The organism is Pannonibacter phragmitetus (assembly GCF_050510895.1).
Classification (GTDB): Bacteria; Pseudomonadota; Alphaproteobacteria; order Rhizobiales; family Stappiaceae; genus Pannonibacter; species Pannonibacter phragmitetus_B.
This window is the reverse complement of sequence record NZ_JBNINT010000001.1, coordinates 769,142-784,604: the sequence shown is the minus strand read 5'-3', so window position 1 is coordinate 784,604 and position 15,463 is coordinate 769,142. Positions and strand designations below refer to the sequence as shown.

Below are 15,463 nucleotides of genomic sequence, written 5' to 3'. Positions count from 1 at the left end.
CTCGCTTGTCATCAGTAGATGATCTCGTCGTCGCTCTTCGACTTCGCGATCATGATTTCGCCGCGCGCAGCCAGATCCTTGGCTGTAGCAACCATGGCGGACTGGGCTTCGTCCACATCGCGCAGGCGCACCGGACCAAGGGCTTCCATATCGTCCCTGAGCATTTTTGCCGCACGCGAGGACATATTGCCGAAGAAGAAGTCGCGCACCTGATCCGTCGAGCCCTTCAGCGCGATGGTCAGGCGGTCCTTCTCCACGTTGCGCAGCAGGGTCTGGCAGCTGGCCGCATCGAGCTTCATCAGGTCGTCGAAGGTGAACATCAGGTTCTTGATGCGCTCCGCCGATTCACGGTTCTCTTCTTCAAGTGCCGCCAGGAAACGGGCTTCCGTCTGCCGGTCAAAATTGTTGAAGATATCGGCCATCATCTCATGGCTGTCGCGGCGGCTGGTGTTGGTCAGGTTCGACATGAACTCCTTGCGAAGCGTCAGCTCGACCTTTTCCAGAACCTCTTTCTGAACTGCCTCCATGCGCAGCATGCGATTGATCACTTCAAGCGCCAGATCTTCCGGCAGGATTGCCAGCACCCGTGCAGCATGGTCCGAATTGATCTTGGACAGCACCACGGCAACAGTCTGCGGATATTCGTTCTTCAGGTAGTTGGCGAGAACGTTCTCCTGCACGTTGGAGAGCTTCTCCCACATGTTGCGGCCTGCAGGACCACGGATTTCCTCCATGATCACGGAAACCTTGTCCTGCGGCAGGAAGGCTGCAAGCAGGCGCTCCGTTGCATCCACGTTGCCCATCAGCGAGCCGCGCGAACTGAGGCGGCGCACGAAATCGGCGAAAAGATCCTGCAACATGTTCGGCGTGACAGGGCCCAGCTTGGCCATGGCAGAAGAGATCTGGCGCACCTCGATCTCATCAAGGCGGGCCCAGATCTGCCGCCCATGGACTTCGCCGAGGGCCAGCATCAGAACTGCAGCACGCTCGGCCCCCTTGAGCTCGCGCTCGACGCCATCGTCACTGACTGTCAGCTGGTTCTGCATTTGACTCTGCGCCATGGGTTACGCTGCCTCTTCCAGCCAGCCGCGCACGATCGTGACGGCCTCCGACGGATAATCCTCGATCATTGCGCCCACCTTGGCGATGGACGAGGCCTGCATGGCGCCTTCGCGCTTTGCCTCCTCAAGCCATTCGATGACCACACCGTCGTCTTCTTCTTCCTGCTGCTGAGGCAGCTCGCTCTCGGCAACCAGTGTACCATCCGGCGCGATCACCAGCTCCTGCGGCTGCTTTTCATCCGGCGTCACGATGCGGCGCAGAAGCGGACGCACCACAAAGAGCAGCAGCAGCAGCGCGATCAGCATCAGCACACCAAGCTCGGCAAAGCGCATGATGTCATCGCGGGTGAAGTCGAACAGACCCGGCTCGGTTGCCTCAAAGTCGTTTTCCGGCGCCTGGGCAAAGCGCAGATTGACAACCTCGACCACATCACCGCGAGCGGCATCAAAACCAACAGCCGACCGCACCAGAACGGCGATCCGGTCGAGCACTTCCTGGGTGCGAGGCTCATACTGGAGCACCCCATCCGCATTCGGCGTGTAGACGCCATCCACCAGCACAGCCACAGACAGACGCTTCACGCTGCCCGCCTCGACCACTTCGGTCCGGGTTGCCTTGGAAATCTCGTAATTGACGATTTCCTCATTGAGGTTGGAGGCTTCGACGTCGCCCGTGCCGGCTGCGCCCTGATCCGCATTCGGCAGCTGATTGCCAACGGTGACCTGGTCCTGCCCTGCACCACGGGTGCTGGCCTCTTCCTTGGTCTGGGTTGAGCGGACGACCTGCCCTTCCGGATCAAAGCGCTCTTGTGTCTCGGTCACCCGGTTATGGTCGATCTGAGCTGCGACCCGCACCCGGGCGCGCCCAGGCCCAACCACGCTGTTGAGGATTTCCTCGACCTGGTTGCGCAGTCGCGTCTCAACTTCCGCCGTCCGTTCCTGCAACTGCGTGGACAACATGGCTTCAGCATTGTCATCCGAACTGGAAGCAAGCAGACGCCCCGCGTCATCCACGATCGACACGCGTTCCGGAGTGAGACCATCAACCGCTGCTGCCACGAGGTGCTGGATGGCGCGGATTTCGCCAGCACCGAGCGAGCCGCGGACCTTGACCGCAATAGAGGCTGAGGGCGGCCGGGAATCACGCTGGAACAACTGGCGTTCGGGAATCACAAGATGAACGCGGGCAGAGACGATCCGGTCGATGGAGCGGATCGTGCGGGCCAGTTCGCCCTCCATCGCACGCAGATGATTGATGTTCTGCACGAAGCTGGTGGCGCCCAGGGTGTCGGTCCGGTCAAAGATCTCGTAGCCGATGGAGCCACCGGTCGGAAGGCCATCTTCGGCAAGGCGCATACGCACACGGGCGATCTGCTCTTGCGGAATGAGAATGGTCGAGCCTTCACGCCTCAGCTCATAAGGGATCGCCTGCTGCTCCAGTGACGTGACGATTGCAGAGGAATCCTCCAGCGACAGGTCCGAGTAGAGCTGTGCCATCTGCGGGGCAGTAACCCGCAGAATGATGAAGGCGAACACACCAATGAGGATCGCCGCAACCGCCCCCATTGCGGCCACGCGCGCTGCGCCCAGTGTTCTGATGAATTCGATCAATCCGTTCACGTTTGCCCGCTCGCGTTCGTTGGCCCTACCCGGCAGTCGAGGGAATCACGGCCCACTCCGACCTGCACCCCATTGTCCGATAGGCAAAATTTGCCCGCTAGAAGGTAAACAAGTTATTAACGAGTATTGACGCCAGCCGGAAAACCGGCAGATTTCAGCCATCAATCCTTACCAGCGCCGCTTGCAAATAGCGAAATTCTGCCGGTTTTCGTTAATCAGTGGGTAACTTTTGACGAGACAAGCGCGTCTGGCATGCCCCGGCCGACTCCGCTTCTAGCGGCGAGGCGCTGCATTGCGCCACCGGGAATCAGCACCTGAGCGGGTTGACCACAGATGGTTGCAACATCACCTCCCCCTGCCTGAGCAAGCGCAAAAGCAGAAAGGCCGGCCTCTTTCGAGGCCGGCCGGTTTTTGGAGGTACAGACCCTGCGTGCGGCAAGCCGCGCGCCGAACCGTCAGTTTCGATACTGCTGGATACGGGTCGCTCTCAGACCCGCCAGCCCATGGCGCTCAATCGAGCTCTGCCATGACAGAAACTCTTCGACCGTCAGCGTGTAACGCTGGCAAGCCTCTTCCAGAGAAAGGAGACCGCCGCGGACTGCTGCCACGACTTCCGCCTTACGCCGGATGACCCACCGCTTTGTACTAGGCGGCGGCAGATCGGCGATGGTGAGTGGGCTTCCATCAGGCCCAATCACATATTTCACACGCGAACGAATTTGCTCGGTCATTTTACTCTCACACAAACCATGACCAGGTCTTGAAGAGAGAATAGACAGCGGAGTTTAAAATTTACCTAAGCGCCTAGTTACATTGTATTAACTATGAAATTGCGATTTCCTGTGACCGTTCTTAAGAAAGCATTTCAAAATAGATCGCCTTTGTTTAGCCAAATTGAGAAATTGTTTACCTTACAGAAACCTCCGGCTGCCAACCAGGCCAGGAGGCGGCAAGCTGGCCATATAAAAAAGAGGCGCGGAAGTGACCTCCCGCGCCTTCTGGCGATTTGATTCTCTGACGGACTCAGCTTGCCCGCGAAACGGAAGTCACCGAACTCACCGGAATGGACACACCGCCGATCTCCAGGTAGGGCGTCCCGCTCGACAGGTCGACACGGTCAACCTTACCGGAGATCTGTGTAACTGGTGTCACCTTGTTGCCTGCAGCATTGCTCAGCTGGAAAGAGATAGAATAGGCCCCGTCAGGGACAGCTATCCCGTTCGATGACTTTCCGTCCCAGACAAACGTGTTGTCACCTCTCGAGAAGTCCACCTTGCCCTCGTAAACCTTGGCACCGGCAGAGTTCCGAATCTCGACAAGACCCGTGGCCGCCTCGGAAACATTGGCCTTCCAAGTGGCTTCGCCATTTTCCAGAACCGTGCTGGCGCCGGAAGCAGTAACCTGCGAGCCAAGGTAGTTCACATAGGACGAGGCCTGGCCAGCCTGCATCATGGCAATCAGATTCTCGAGATACTCATTGCTTTTGATTGCCTGCTCAACGCTGGAATACTGCACCAGCTGCTGAGTGTATTGCGAGGCATCCAGAGGCTCAAGCGGATCCTGATTCTGGATCTGCGTGGTCAGCAGCGTCAGGAACAGGTCATAGCTGCCGAGCAAGGTCTGCTTGCTGGCAGCGCTCGAGCTCTGGGCTGTGTTCGCTGCGGTGTTCGCGGAAACTGTTGCCATTCTCTTCACTCCTGACACCGGCGGCCTGCAGCCAAGCCGGAGTTTGCACGCATACTAAATTCGGATATCGACGCCGCTGCGTCCGCTTTGGCGGTAAAGCTGCACGACGCGCTCACTGATGCCGCGCTCTGCGGCTTGCCCATCCTGTCCCTGCGGCTGGCCCTGATGGCCGGACTGTCCGGAACCGTTGCCCTGCCCGTCACCAGAGAAGGCAAACTGGCGGCTGCTGCCCTCATCACGCAGCGAAAACTGCAGCCCGCCCTGCTCGGCCTTCAGGCCGATCTGCTCCAGCGCACGCTCAAGCCCCTTGTGGTCGCGCATGAACATGTCGAGCGTCTCGGACTTGTCGACGATCAGATGAGCCTCGACTTCACCGCCAGCCTTGACCTTCATATGGACCTCAATCCGGCCCAGCTCGGGCGGGTCAAGCCGCATCTGGAAGCGGCTCTGTCCGGCGCGGGATTGCAGCTGGATCTGTCCGGCAATCTGGCTGGCTGCCGCCTGGGCCTGCGCCTGGGTGGGCACCTGCCCGGACACAGACGCCTGCGCCGTGCCGATGCTTGTGGCCGATTGGCCGTCAGCCCGGCCAAAGCCGGTAAAGTCCATCCGTCCGGCACGGGCGTCCAGCGCCACGACCGGATCTGATCCCTTGTCAGCCTCAGCCCCGTCCGGCGCAGCCGCGTTTGCAGCAGACTGGCCAGTATTGACGGTGGCAGAGGCGCCAGCCAGATCAGCCGCCTGCGTACCCTTCGCGGCCACAGACTGTGCCACCGGCTTTTCAGACGAGGCCTCACCTGCAAAGGCATAGCGGCTGCCGGTTCCATCCTTCTCGTCGGCACGCTTCAGAGCCGCGAGCTGCACGGCCTCGTCAGCCTGAGCCGTCTGCCCTGCCGTTTCAGCGATAGCTGCCTTGGTCATGCCGGCCGCGACCGAACCGGAAACGGCTGTGGCAACAGCCTGCTGTGCCACAACCTCGGGCCGGGCAGCGGGAACACCGGCAACATCATCCGCACCGGAAGAAATGGCAAAGCGCAGCGTCTCTACAGCATCCGGCCCCGCCTCAACCGCAGAAGCGGGCGATGCGGCTACCGGCTGCGAGGATGCGCTATCTGCTGCCACAGGTGCCGAAACCGGCTGGGGACGCACGTCAGCCTGAGGCCCGGCAGTCTGTGGCTGCACCTGAGAAACAGCAGCCTGTGTCTGAACATCAACAGAACCGTTTGCAGCTGCCTTGGCGGCCACAACGTCAGCCTGGGCAGCGCCTGCAGTTGCAGAGCGTGCAAGTGCGGCAAGAACGTCTGGCTCCAGAGTTTCAGTGCCGCTGGCGGCGAGGCCTGCTGCAGCAAGCGCGGTTTCAAGACCGGCACCCGCCTGCGGCTGCGCATTTTCCAATTGCTGAAGCACCTGCGGCGCAACGCCCAAAGCGGGGGCAGATGCGGCATTGGCGGCAGGCATTGCAGGAACACCCGGCTGCGCGGCCGCGGGAGCCTTTCCAGCCTCGGTGGACGGCAGATCCCCGCCGGCAGGCGCAAGGGAGCGGACACGGACGCGTCAACCTGCGGCTGGGCCGTGCCGGGCGCAGAAGGCTGCGGCTGACCACCCGGCTGCGGCAGATCCGGCAATGCCGGGGTAATGCTGCCGCGCAGGCCGTCCACACCATTCAGCGCCCCATCCTGAAAGCCATTTTGCGCCGGGGCAGCCACAATGGGCTGCGGCGCAGGCAGAGGCGCAGGCATGACAAATGCCACCACCATCGCTGTTGCATCAGCACCTGACTCGCCATCCAGCACCGGGGCATCCGCAACCGGCAGACCATCAACCACAGCCTCGCCAGCCGCCGTGCCGGGAAGCGGAGATGGCAGCTCGGCGGGAGAGGAACCAGGCACCTGCGGCAGGGGCAAAGGCAGCGCAGCTTCCGCATCAATGGCCTGCGGCTCCACCACGGCGCCCGGCTGCAGCACCTGCAGACCCTGCGCATCGATGGCCTTCTGCGCCGGAATGCCGCCGGAAGCAGAGGCATTCACCGGCGCAGCGGCAACCGCCGCCCCGGCCCCTTCAAGGCCAGCACTTGCCAGAACACCGGCGAAAACACCCTCAGCCGCCTGTCCGCCAGCCGAAGGCCCCGCGCCTGCACCGGCAGGCCCGCTCATGCCACCAAGATCGATCCGAAGCTGAAACGCCTGCACGGCAACCCTCGACACTTGCCCACAAGGGGCGGATTTATCCTTGCCACTCAAAAGCAAGGACGGGGCCAGTTTCAGCGGCCGCAAATTGTTGTTTTGAATCAAGAAAATGCAAGACAAGCGTCATTTCCGCCGCACGCCCGGCCCGGCAAATCCTGCCCGGCACGGCAAGGCTTGCCCGGTCACTTGCACCTTTTGCCGGGCCGATTGGCAGCAACGCGCCTTGCCTGTATACTGCCCCTCATCTTCCGGACGGCCTGACAGCAGTTCCGCCGGGCTGCCTGCGGAAAAGCGGAACAGCCTGACCTGCGGCATTCCAGCTGTCATACCCCTCCGGCCAACGCCCATCCCGCCCCCGGACCTTGACCCCGGCGGAACGAGAGGACGAAAATGCTGAATTCCCTTCATCTGCCGAAGTCCCCGGCAGAAACCCGTGTCGTTGTCGCCATGTCCGGCGGCGTCGATTCATCCGTTGTTGCCGGCCTGATGAAGCGCGAGGGCTACGATGTCATCGGCATCACCCTGCAGCTTTATGACCATGGCGCCGCCGTGCACCGGGCGGGCTCCTGCTGCGCCGGGCAGGACATTCACGATGCCCGCCGCGTGGCCGAGCGCCTCGGCATTCCCCACTATGTGCTGGACTATGAGCGCCGCTTCAAGGAGCAGGTGATCGACCGTTTCGCCGACAGCTATCTCAACGGCGAAACGCCGGTGCCTTGCGTGGCCTGCAACCAGACGGTCAAGTTCTCCGACCTTCTGACCACCGCCCGCACGCTGGGCGCCGATGTGCTGGCCACGGGCCATTACGTGCGCACCGCGCCGGGTGCCGACGGCCACCACCAGATGTTCCGCCCCGCTGACCTTGATCGCGACCAGAGCTACTTCCTCTTTGCGACAACGCAGGAGCAGCTGGACTTCCTGCGCTTCCCGCTCGGCGGCATGCCGAAGGCGGACGTGCGCGAGCTGGCCCGCGAATTCGGCCTGTCCGTTGCCGACAAGCAGGACAGCCAGGACATCTGCTTCGTGCCCAAGGGCAAGTATTCCGATGTGATCCAGAAGCTGCGTCCCGACGCGCTGGAGCCGGGCGACATCGTGCATCTGGACGGGCGCGTGCTGGGCCGCCACGAGGGCATCATCCACTACACCATCGGCCAGCGGCGCGGCATTGGCGTGGCCACCGGCGAACCGCTTTACGTGGTGCATCTGGACGCGGCGCAGAAGCGCGTGCTCGTCGGCCCCAAGGAAGCGCTCGCCACCCGCACGCTGGAGCTGCGCGACCTCAACTGGCTGGGCACGGAACCCGCCACGGAAGGCATGCGCGCCGAAGTCTTCGCCAAGGTCCGCTCCACCCGCCCCCAACCCCGGCAGTGCTGACCATTACAGATGGCGTCACAAAGGTGGAACTGACTGATGGGGAAACCGGTGTCGCGCCGGGGCAGGCCTGCGTCTTCTATGATAGCGACGACAGCAGCGCGCAGGTTCTGGGCGGCGGCTGGATCGCCCGCGCCAGACCCCTCGGCCTCACCAGCCCTGCCTTCACCCGCGAAGAAAACCGGACGCTGCCAGCGGCGTGATCCAATCTCCCGGTGGGCAGGCCTGCCGGGAGGTTTCATCAGGGAACTTACAAAATTTGCGGAATGGCGCGCGCCCTCTGGCCTGCCGGGCTCTGCAACCTGCGCCATTCCCATCGCCGGAAGTCAGCTGCGCCCCAAGGCATCAGAAATCCGCCAGTTTCCCCGCATTTGCCGGACAGCTTCACCGCCGTCATCCACAGGGCGGACAGCCACTTGTGCCGCCTGTCAAAATCCCGTCAAACCCCGCTTGACAGGAGCCCCCGCCCCTTCCTATAAGCTCCCCACACCGGCGCCACCGCGCCGCGCTCAAGCCTCTGCCCGCCGGACAGCACCAACCGCTCCGGCCCCAAGAAACGGCAGACGGACGGATGGCGGAGTAGCTCAGTTGGTTAGAGCAGCGGAATCATAATCCGCGTGTCGGGGGTTCGAGTCCCTCCTCCGCTACCATCAATTAGTCATCGATAAAATCAATAGATTACACAAGATGAAATACTCTTGTTTTGTGACAGGTCTCACGCTCTTGTACGCGGCGAGACCATGGCAATTGTATCTTATATCCAGCGCCATGACGGTCGGCATCACCTGCCAATCCGGCTTTCAAAGAATCTTGCTCGGATGCTCGGCAAACCCACCTATAGAAAGTCTTTGGGGACCAGCCTGTACGTTGTCGCGAAACATCGACTTCGTGAGTGCCTTGGCTGAATCTACAGGATGAACGAGAGCATCGACTATCCTGACCTCATCGAGATGAACCTGCGGACACTCCGGGAACATGTCACCGACACCTGGCCAATTTCCGACGACCGGCTGTTCCCGCGCAGGACGTAAGAGGAAATGTTCAAGAACTTCAAACATCGCGCTATCGCCGCGGGATTTGATCCGGTTTGACCTGTTCCCCCGGTTGTCTGCATTCATAAGTTAGCGCTGTTGACGGTGTGACGTGCACCCCGAATTTGGGCCAGCGGGAACTGGAATTTCCCGGGCGTGGTGATAGCTGCGGAACAAGTGCTCGTTGAGACACTCGTCTCTCAGGCACCCATTGAAGCTTTCGACGAAGCCGTTCAGCATCGGTTTGCCTGGAGCGATGTAGTGCCATTCGATGCCCAGTTCACGGCATTCCTCCTTGAACCCGGCATCAGAAGGTTTTTTCCGAGCATCTCGCGAAGTGTCGACACATCAATCATCGACTCCCGCGAGCAGCTTCTTCAGTTTTGCGTTCTCTTCTTCCAGGGCCTTCAGCCGTTTGGCCTCAGACACCTCCATGCCGCCGTACTTTGAGCGCCACTTGTAAAAGGTCGCATCGCTGACGCCATACTTGCGGCATAGCTCAGCGGCCGAAATACCAGCCTGATGTTCTTTCAAAAATGCCAATGATCTGTTCTTCGGAGAACCTAGACCGCTGCATCGTCTGTTTCTTTCAATTGAGAACAGACTATCCTCAAAACGAGAACTTTTCAGGAGAGCAGGCCACACAGTTCGTCGAGGATCCGGAAATCGGGGTAGGAGATCAAATCAGCGGTCCGGTCTTGCCGGTCGGCGCTCGCCTCGGCATCTAGCTTGTTGATCAGATCAACGACGTTGAAGAACCGTCCCTGGGCTCCTTTGCGAGATCTGAGAGGTTCATTTTTCCTGAACTCTGCACGAAACGGTATCGCCCGTTTCCGAACTTCGAAAGTGTCATCAGGCCAGTCTTTGCTGTTCTTTCATACGCACCAAAGAGGCTAGAAGGGTGTTCAGTGGAACCGGAACACCAAGGGCGGCTCCCCTTTCGGCGGCATACCCGTTCAGGGATTCTATTTCCGTTCTCCGGCCTCCCTCGATATCCTGAAGCATAGAGGGCTTATGCGCGACATGGTGTTCGAGAGCGAAGTCGATCTGCTCGGCGACCGCAGTCCGGTTCGTAGCAATGCCTTCTGCAGCAGCGACCTCGAGGACCTCGAACGCGATCTTGCGGGCAAGGTCACCGCCGACGAAATCGGCGATCTGGCCGACCGTTCCCTCGCCGAGAACCGCCGTGGCGTTCATTGCGCAGTTGAACGAAGCTTTCTCCCATATCTTTGCGGCCGCATTGCTTGTCTTCTCAAAGCCGGCAGCAATGAGTTTTTCTGAAATACGTCCTGCAATTGGGTTTTCAGTGAGCGGCGAGAAGGGGTGTAAGCAATTCCGTGACTGACCACATGGCCGGGGCCACGCAGGTCTCCCGGGGTCATCGTGCAGCCATACAGGATTTGAGTTTCTGGAACCAGGCCGCAAATTCTCTCCACGTTGCCAAGGCCGTTCTGAAGCGTCAGGACGCAAGCCCCGGCGGCAATCCTGGGAGCAATAGATGACAGTGCAGCCTGAGAATGCATCGTCTTTGTCAACAGGATTACAAGCTCGAGTTCGGGTGCGTTTTCCGGACGCATGGCCCGGATCGGCAGGTGATCGGTCCTATCGTCCCAATCAACACGAAGCCCCTCAGACTGAATAGCTTTCAAATGGGCCTCATTCGTATCGAGAAGAACGATATCTGCCCCATTGTTGAAAAGCTCTGCTCCGATGACCGAGCCAAGTGCTCCCGCCCCCAGTATTGCCCATGTCATTATGATTTTCCTGTTGTAGCGCCGCCCGGTGCAAGCCGAGCGGCCTGATTGTCTTGTTTGTCGCTAACGCAGAACGGCTGGCAGCCAAAGCGTGAGAATTGGAAAGCTCAGAAGGATCAACACACGAAACACTTCAGCACAGAAGAAAGGCATGACGCCCTTGAAGGTCTCGATCATCGGTACGTCACGCGCAATCGCGGAAATGACAAAAACATTCATGCCGACCGGTGGGGTTATAAGCCCAAGCTCAACCACGATCAGAGAGAGAATCCCGAACCAGACCTTGAGGTCCTCCGTGCTCATTCCGAAGCCTGAGCCGTCAGCCATCTGATAGATTCCGCCATTGACCTCCACGAGGGCCGGCCAGAAAAACGGGATGACAAGCAAGATCATCGAAAGAGAATCCATGAGGCAGCCCAGCAGGATCAACGCGATCAGCATTACTACCATAATAGTCATGGGTGGCATGCCTGATTGGGCGACCCAAAGCGCGGCTTCCTGGGGCAGCCCCGACCGGGACATGAAGATCTTCAGCATCTCGGCGCCGAGCAGGATCAGATAGATCATGCCCGTCGTCGAAGCGGTTTCAAGCAGGCAGGTTCTCAGGTCATCCCGCGAGAGCCGTCGGCGAACCAGCCCGAGCGCCAGTATCAGAAAAACCCCACGGCTGCTGCCGGCGTCGGATTGAACAGGCCGAAATAGATACCTCCGATCACCATGCCGAAGATGACCAGAACTGGCGTCATCCCGAGGGTGGCCTCCCAGAATTCCGTTCTGGAAAGTTTCCCGCCCTTCGGCGCGGCTTCGGGGCGGATCGCGACATAGATGGCGATGGTGGCAATGAACAGGATGACAGCGAGCATTCCGGGAATAAACGCCGCCATGAACATCGTGACGATATTGGTCTCCACGATGATGGCGTAGATGATAAGCACCACGGAAGGCGGTATCAGGATGCCGAGAACGCCGCCCGCCGCCAGCGTACCGGTCGAAAGTGCGGGGAGTAATTGTATCGCCGCAGCTCCGGAAGAGCGACCTTGCCCATGGTCGAGGCTGTGGCCAGCGAAGATCCGCAGACGGCACCAAAGCCTGCGCAACCGGCGATCGCCGCCATTGCAGTGCCTCCAGGGAGCCAGCCTAGCCAGGCATTGGCAGCCCGGAAGAGCGCCTGCGAAAGTCCGATTCTTGAAGCGATTGCCCCCATCAGGACAAACATCGGCACCACGGACAAATCGTAAATCGAGAACTGGCCGTAGGCGAGCGTGTTGAGCTGATTGAGAACCAGAGCAGGGCCGTTTATCAGCATGGTGCCCAGACCGCCAACCAGGATCATGGCGTAGGCGATAGGCATTCGCAAACCAATCAGAAGGATCAGAGCAACAAGGCCTCCCAGGCCCAAGAGTAGAGCCTCAGACATGTTTTGCTCCCTGTTTCGCCTTCTTGCATTCCTCCATCGCGCTAACGAGTGAAGTTAGCATCAGAAGACCAAGCGATAGGAGAATGGGAACGAACGCAAGCCACTGCGGAATCTGAAGGATCGTGGTGGCATAGCCGTAAGTCTTCTGCTCCTGCATGCCGAGAAACATGCGCCAGAGAAGAATAATGCTGAATGCGAGCGCCACGAACGCTCCTGCGAAGTTGAGGAAGGCCATCATCCTGGGCGATACGCCAGAGGTAAAGATATCAGCAGTAACGTTCGCTCTTGTGATCTGGCAGTAGGGAAGGAAGGCGAAGGCTGCCACCGCCACGCCCATCTCAGTCAGTTCGAAATCTCCGGCAAAAGAGATGCCTAGGGGCTTGCCGATGACAGAGAGGATGTTGGCGCCGACCACCGCAAGCAGGATGAGACCGCCAAGCAGCGCCCATCCTTCAGCGCCCCGGTGGACAGCACCGGCAAAGCCGGTGCTGCGAAGTGGTTGGTTTGCAACCATCAGCGCGTCGCATTCTCAGCAGTGACCGAGCGCGCGTTCTCAACGAGTGCAGAGCCGTCAAACCCCTTTGTGCCCGTTTCCTCGATCCAGCGGTCGACAACCGGACGAACAGCCTCGTCAAAAGCGGCGGTTTCTTCAGGTGTCAGCACGATATGTTCGTTGCCACTCTTGACGGCTAGATCTATGCCGAAGTCATCGGATTTGCGCCAGATTTCGCCGACCTGGCGAAGCCAGTCCTCGTCGGATGCCTTTCGGAAGCCTTCCTGAATCTCGGCGGGCAGGCTATCCCAGCGGCCCTTGTTCATCGAGACCTGGAAGACTGTATTGCCGAAGCGGCCCTCGTCGGCACCTTCGATCTGGTATTCCGTCTGCTCCTGGATCTTCAGCGGTGCGATGATTTCCCAGGGAATGAAGGCCCCGTCCACAACGCCTTTCTGTAGCGCGGGCGGCAGTTCGGGAACCGGCATTGCCACAGGTGTTGCACCAAGCGCCTCAATCACCCAAGCGCCTGTCCTTGTCGGGACACGCATCCTCTTTCCGGCAAGGTCTGCCGGTGTGCGGACTTCCGTGTCTCCCATGTGGATCCCCTGACCCGCATGGACATGGAGAAACATCACTTCCACACCAGCGTAATCGTCCTTCAGGTCGCTCTCGAAGAGTTCGCGCATCGCCAGGTTCGTTGCGGCCGGGTCGTTCTTGAACACGGTCGGAAGCTCAAAGACCTCGCTGCGTGGGAAAAGCCCAGGCGTGTAACCGTTGACAGTCCAAACCAGATCCACCACGCCACTGCGAACCTGAGAGATCAACTCCGGCGGGCGACCGCCAAGCGTCATGCTCGGGAAGATTTCGATATGGACCTTGCCGTTAGTGGCTTTCTCGACCGCCTTTGCCCAAGGCTCCAGCATCTGGGTATGGGCAGGCGCGTTGGCGCTTAGAAAGTGATGCAGCTTGAATTCATACTCGGCCGCGTGCGCGCTTTGCCAGCCAGCCATCAGCATGCTGCATGTCATGGCGGCCATCATGGTTCTTCTTGTCAGCATTTACGGTTCCTCCTCCTGCTTTACTCTTCGGGGCTTCCGGCTTGTATGACCTCACCTACTCGAAACCGGCCGGGTTGGGCTGTGGATCGGATGTCCGCTCCCTGTGCTGCGACATCCGGCCCGAAGACGACAGCTTGGCTGTCATTCAACTTTTTATTCTTACTATATGAAATTATTTTCTCATATAGTGATGTTCCCTGAGGGGGATGTCAATATCTTTTGTTGTTTCACAAAGGATGTGCGCCTAAAGAGACTTTGGAAGATTTGGAGACAGGCTATGGCCACACCGATCAATGGATCGATTGTCAAAGCATTCGCAATCCTTCAGCTTTTCAGTGATGAGCGGCCTGAGATATCCGCCACGACCGTCGCGGCTGAACTGGACACAAATGTGCCGACAGCTCACCGGTTTCTCGTTACTCTGGAAGAAGTTGGCGCTCTGGTGAGCTACCGCAGAGGATACTTCTGCCTTGGTCCGGCGATTGAAGGTCTGGGCAGACTTGCGGAGAAGAACGACCAATTTGCAACGCGGACCATTTCGCATGTCCGGCGGCTTGCCGACGCTCTCAATGAATCTGTGATGGTCTGCCGCCTTAGCCGAAGAGGCCCCGCCTGCATATCAGTGGCCATGTCAAAAAGACCGATATCAGTCAACATCCGCATCGGCACGGTGCTTCCCATCGAGACCACGGCACAGGGCAAGATCTGGCTTGCTGACATGGGAATTCAGGATCGGCTGAAATGGGCTAAACAACACGAGTTGCCACCAGAGTCCGAATTGGCCGAGATCGCAGCTAGCGGATTTGCGCGTAACAGGGGCGAGAACGAACCTGAAATCGGGGCCTTGTCCGTCCCGATCCGCGACGGCTCAGGTAAGATTGCAGCCACCTTGAGCACTTTCGGAATGCTCAACCGTTTTGACGATGCGATGGTCGAAGCAGCCTTGCCAAAACTGAAGGCGGTGGCTGAGGAGCTTTCTGCAGAGTTGTGAGGACTAGTTCCAGAGCTTGGCACAGCTCACGGCTAAGCAGCTCAGTGTGAGAGTTTGGAGACCAAGGCTGCAAGTTCGGTTCGGTTGGCGCAGCCCAGTTTTGTCATGCAATTGCCGAGATGCGTTCTGACGGTCGCGAACCCAATACCGAGAACGCGGGCGATATCCTTGTCGAAACAACCTCGCGCGATGAGAAGTGCGACGTCCCTTTCCCGTTCTGTCAGCATGTCCAGACTGACTTCCGGCGCCAGGGAGAGCGCCTTGCGCATGAAGGGGCCGATGATCGTCAGCAGATCGATTTCACGCTCACCGAAATCGGGACGGTTGCGATGCCTCCAGATGCGAAGGTCGGCGAGTTCGCGAGTGCTGGAAAGCATGAACAGGTTCACGCCGTGATGCATTCCGTCCCGCGCCAGAAAGTCGTTGTAGAATTCAGTCTTCTGCAGGTCGGGTTTGGAAATGACTTCTTCCACGTGCGCAGCCCGGCGCAGTCCGCGCAGTTTTTCTGTCATGGGATCCCGGAATTGATACCAGTTGCGGTATCGCTCGATATTGTCAGGGTCCTGATTGATCGTGAAGGGGTTGCCATAGGATCCCGCGCGAGGGTCCCATTCGAAGGAAGCCAGAACATCCGCTCTCAGGAGCATCAGAATATCCGGGAAAACCTCCGTGCGCACATCCTGACTCCCGCCAACGGAAAGCGTCGATATGATTCCGGCCAAAAGCCGGGTTTCCTGGGAGGACATGTCGTAGATGTGACTGCTCATGCGCGCAATCTCCGTCAACAGCACATAT

The 15,463-nt window shown here is 59.4% G+C and carries 13 protein-coding genes, 1 tRNA gene and 3 pseudogenes; 3 read left to right on the top strand and 14 right to left on the bottom strand.

All coding sequences use genetic code 11. The features are described from left to right. Nucleotides 1-11: 11 nt before the first annotated feature. The 6 genes from fliG to ACQB61_RS03600 all read right to left on the bottom strand — a co-directional run bounded on the left by fliG (nt 12) and on the right by ACQB61_RS03600 (nt 6,553). Complete coding sequence (gene fliG / locus ACQB61_RS03625; RefSeq protein ID WP_430514278.1) at nt 12-1,046, bottom strand: flagellar motor switch protein FliG; 1,035 nt, start codon at nt 1,044-1,046, stop codon at nt 12-14. Between the two features lie 18 nt (nt 1,047-1,064). Then, complete coding sequence (gene fliF / locus ACQB61_RS03620; protein WP_430511524.1) at nt 1,065-2,681, bottom strand: flagellar basal-body MS-ring/collar protein FliF; 1,617 nt, start codon at nt 2,679-2,681, stop codon at nt 1,065-1,067. A 455-nt stretch (nt 2,682-3,136) separates the two neighbouring features. Further along, entirely contained in the window at nt 3,137-3,412 is a 276-nt protein-coding gene (locus ACQB61_RS03615) for a DUF1153 domain-containing protein (protein WP_019963894.1), read from the bottom strand. A 292-nt stretch (nt 3,413-3,704) separates the two neighbouring features. Further along, entirely contained in the window at nt 3,705-4,367 is a 663-nt protein-coding gene (locus tag ACQB61_RS03610) for a flagellar hook assembly protein FlgD (RefSeq protein WP_430511523.1), read from the bottom strand. 54 nt (nt 4,368-4,421) lie between these two features. Then, a complete protein-coding gene (locus tag ACQB61_RS03605) occupies nt 4,422-5,486 on the bottom strand; it encodes a flagellar hook-length control protein FliK (protein WP_430511522.1) in 1,065 nt (354 codons plus the stop codon). Next, complete coding sequence (locus tag ACQB61_RS03600; RefSeq protein ID WP_430511521.1) at nt 5,453-6,553, bottom strand: hypothetical protein; 1,101 nt, start codon at nt 6,551-6,553, stop codon at nt 5,453-5,455. Before ACQB61_RS03600 ends, ACQB61_RS03605 begins: the two co-directional genes overlap by 34 nt. Nucleotides 6,554-6,940: 387 nt before the next feature. Between ACQB61_RS03600 and mnmA the strand changes: the two are divergent. Together mnmA and ACQB61_RS03590 are read left to right on the top strand one after the other, a co-directional pair. After that, nucleotides 6,941-8,124, top strand: a pseudogene (gene mnmA, locus ACQB61_RS03595) (tRNA 2-thiouridine(34) synthase MnmA). 370 nt (nt 8,125-8,494) lie between these two features. After that, nucleotides 8,495-8,571, top strand: a tRNA-Met gene (locus ACQB61_RS03590). Nucleotides 8,572-9,042: 471 nt separating this feature from the next. Here the strand turns inward: ACQB61_RS03590 and ACQB61_RS03585 are convergent. The 7 genes and pseudogenes from ACQB61_RS03585 to ACQB61_RS03555 all read right to left on the bottom strand — a co-directional run bounded on the left by ACQB61_RS03585 (nt 9,043) and on the right by ACQB61_RS03555 (nt 13,635). After that, a complete protein-coding gene (locus tag ACQB61_RS03585) occupies nt 9,043-9,192 on the bottom strand; it encodes an integrase core domain-containing protein (RefSeq protein WP_430511520.1) in 150 nt (49 codons plus the stop codon). A gap of 41 nt (nt 9,193-9,233) precedes the next feature. Continuing rightward, nucleotides 9,234-9,529, bottom strand: a pseudogene (locus ACQB61_RS03580) (transposase); the annotation flags it as partial. Nucleotides 9,530-9,804: 275 nt separating this feature from the next. Continuing rightward, on the bottom strand, nt 9,805-10,149 hold the full coding sequence (locus ACQB61_RS03575) for a ketopantoate reductase family protein (protein WP_430511519.1): 345 nt from the start codon (nt 10,147-10,149) through the stop codon (nt 9,805-9,807). After that, a complete protein-coding gene (locus ACQB61_RS03570) occupies nt 10,146-10,706 on the bottom strand; it encodes a ketopantoate reductase family protein (RefSeq protein WP_430511518.1) in 561 nt (186 codons plus the stop codon). Before ACQB61_RS03570 ends, ACQB61_RS03575 begins: the two co-directional genes overlap by 4 nt. A gap of 63 nt (nt 10,707-10,769) precedes the next feature. Then, nucleotides 10,770-12,123: pseudogene (locus ACQB61_RS03565) on the bottom strand (TRAP transporter large permease). Further along, entirely contained in the window at nt 12,116-12,637 is a 522-nt protein-coding gene (locus tag ACQB61_RS03560) for a TRAP transporter small permease (RefSeq protein ID WP_430511517.1), read from the bottom strand. Before ACQB61_RS03560 ends, ACQB61_RS03565 begins: the two are co-directional and overlap by 8 nt. Then, nucleotides 12,637-13,635 carry a TRAP transporter substrate-binding protein gene (locus ACQB61_RS03555; protein WP_430511516.1) on the bottom strand — a complete coding sequence of 333 codons (999 nt, stop codon included), beginning with the start codon at nt 13,633-13,635 and terminating at the stop codon, nt 12,637-12,639. Before ACQB61_RS03555 ends, ACQB61_RS03560 begins: the two co-directional genes overlap by 1 nt. Nucleotides 13,636-13,954: 319 nt before the next feature. Here ACQB61_RS03555 and ACQB61_RS03550 point away from each other — a divergent pair, with 319 nt between their 5' ends. Continuing rightward, nucleotides 13,955-14,668: an IclR family transcriptional regulator gene (locus ACQB61_RS03550; protein WP_430511515.1), complete on the top strand. Its 714-nt coding sequence runs from the start codon at nt 13,955-13,957 to the stop codon at nt 14,666-14,668. A 41-nt stretch (nt 14,669-14,709) separates the two neighbouring features. Here the strand turns inward: ACQB61_RS03550 and ACQB61_RS03545 are convergent, their stop codons facing one another. Then, the gene (locus tag ACQB61_RS03545; protein WP_430511514.1) at nt 14,710-15,435 is read right to left on the bottom strand and encodes a LuxR C-terminal-related transcriptional regulator; all 726 of its coding nucleotides are present in this window, start codon (nt 15,433-15,435) and stop codon (nt 14,710-14,712) included. Nucleotides 15,436-15,463 lie beyond the last annotated feature (28 nt).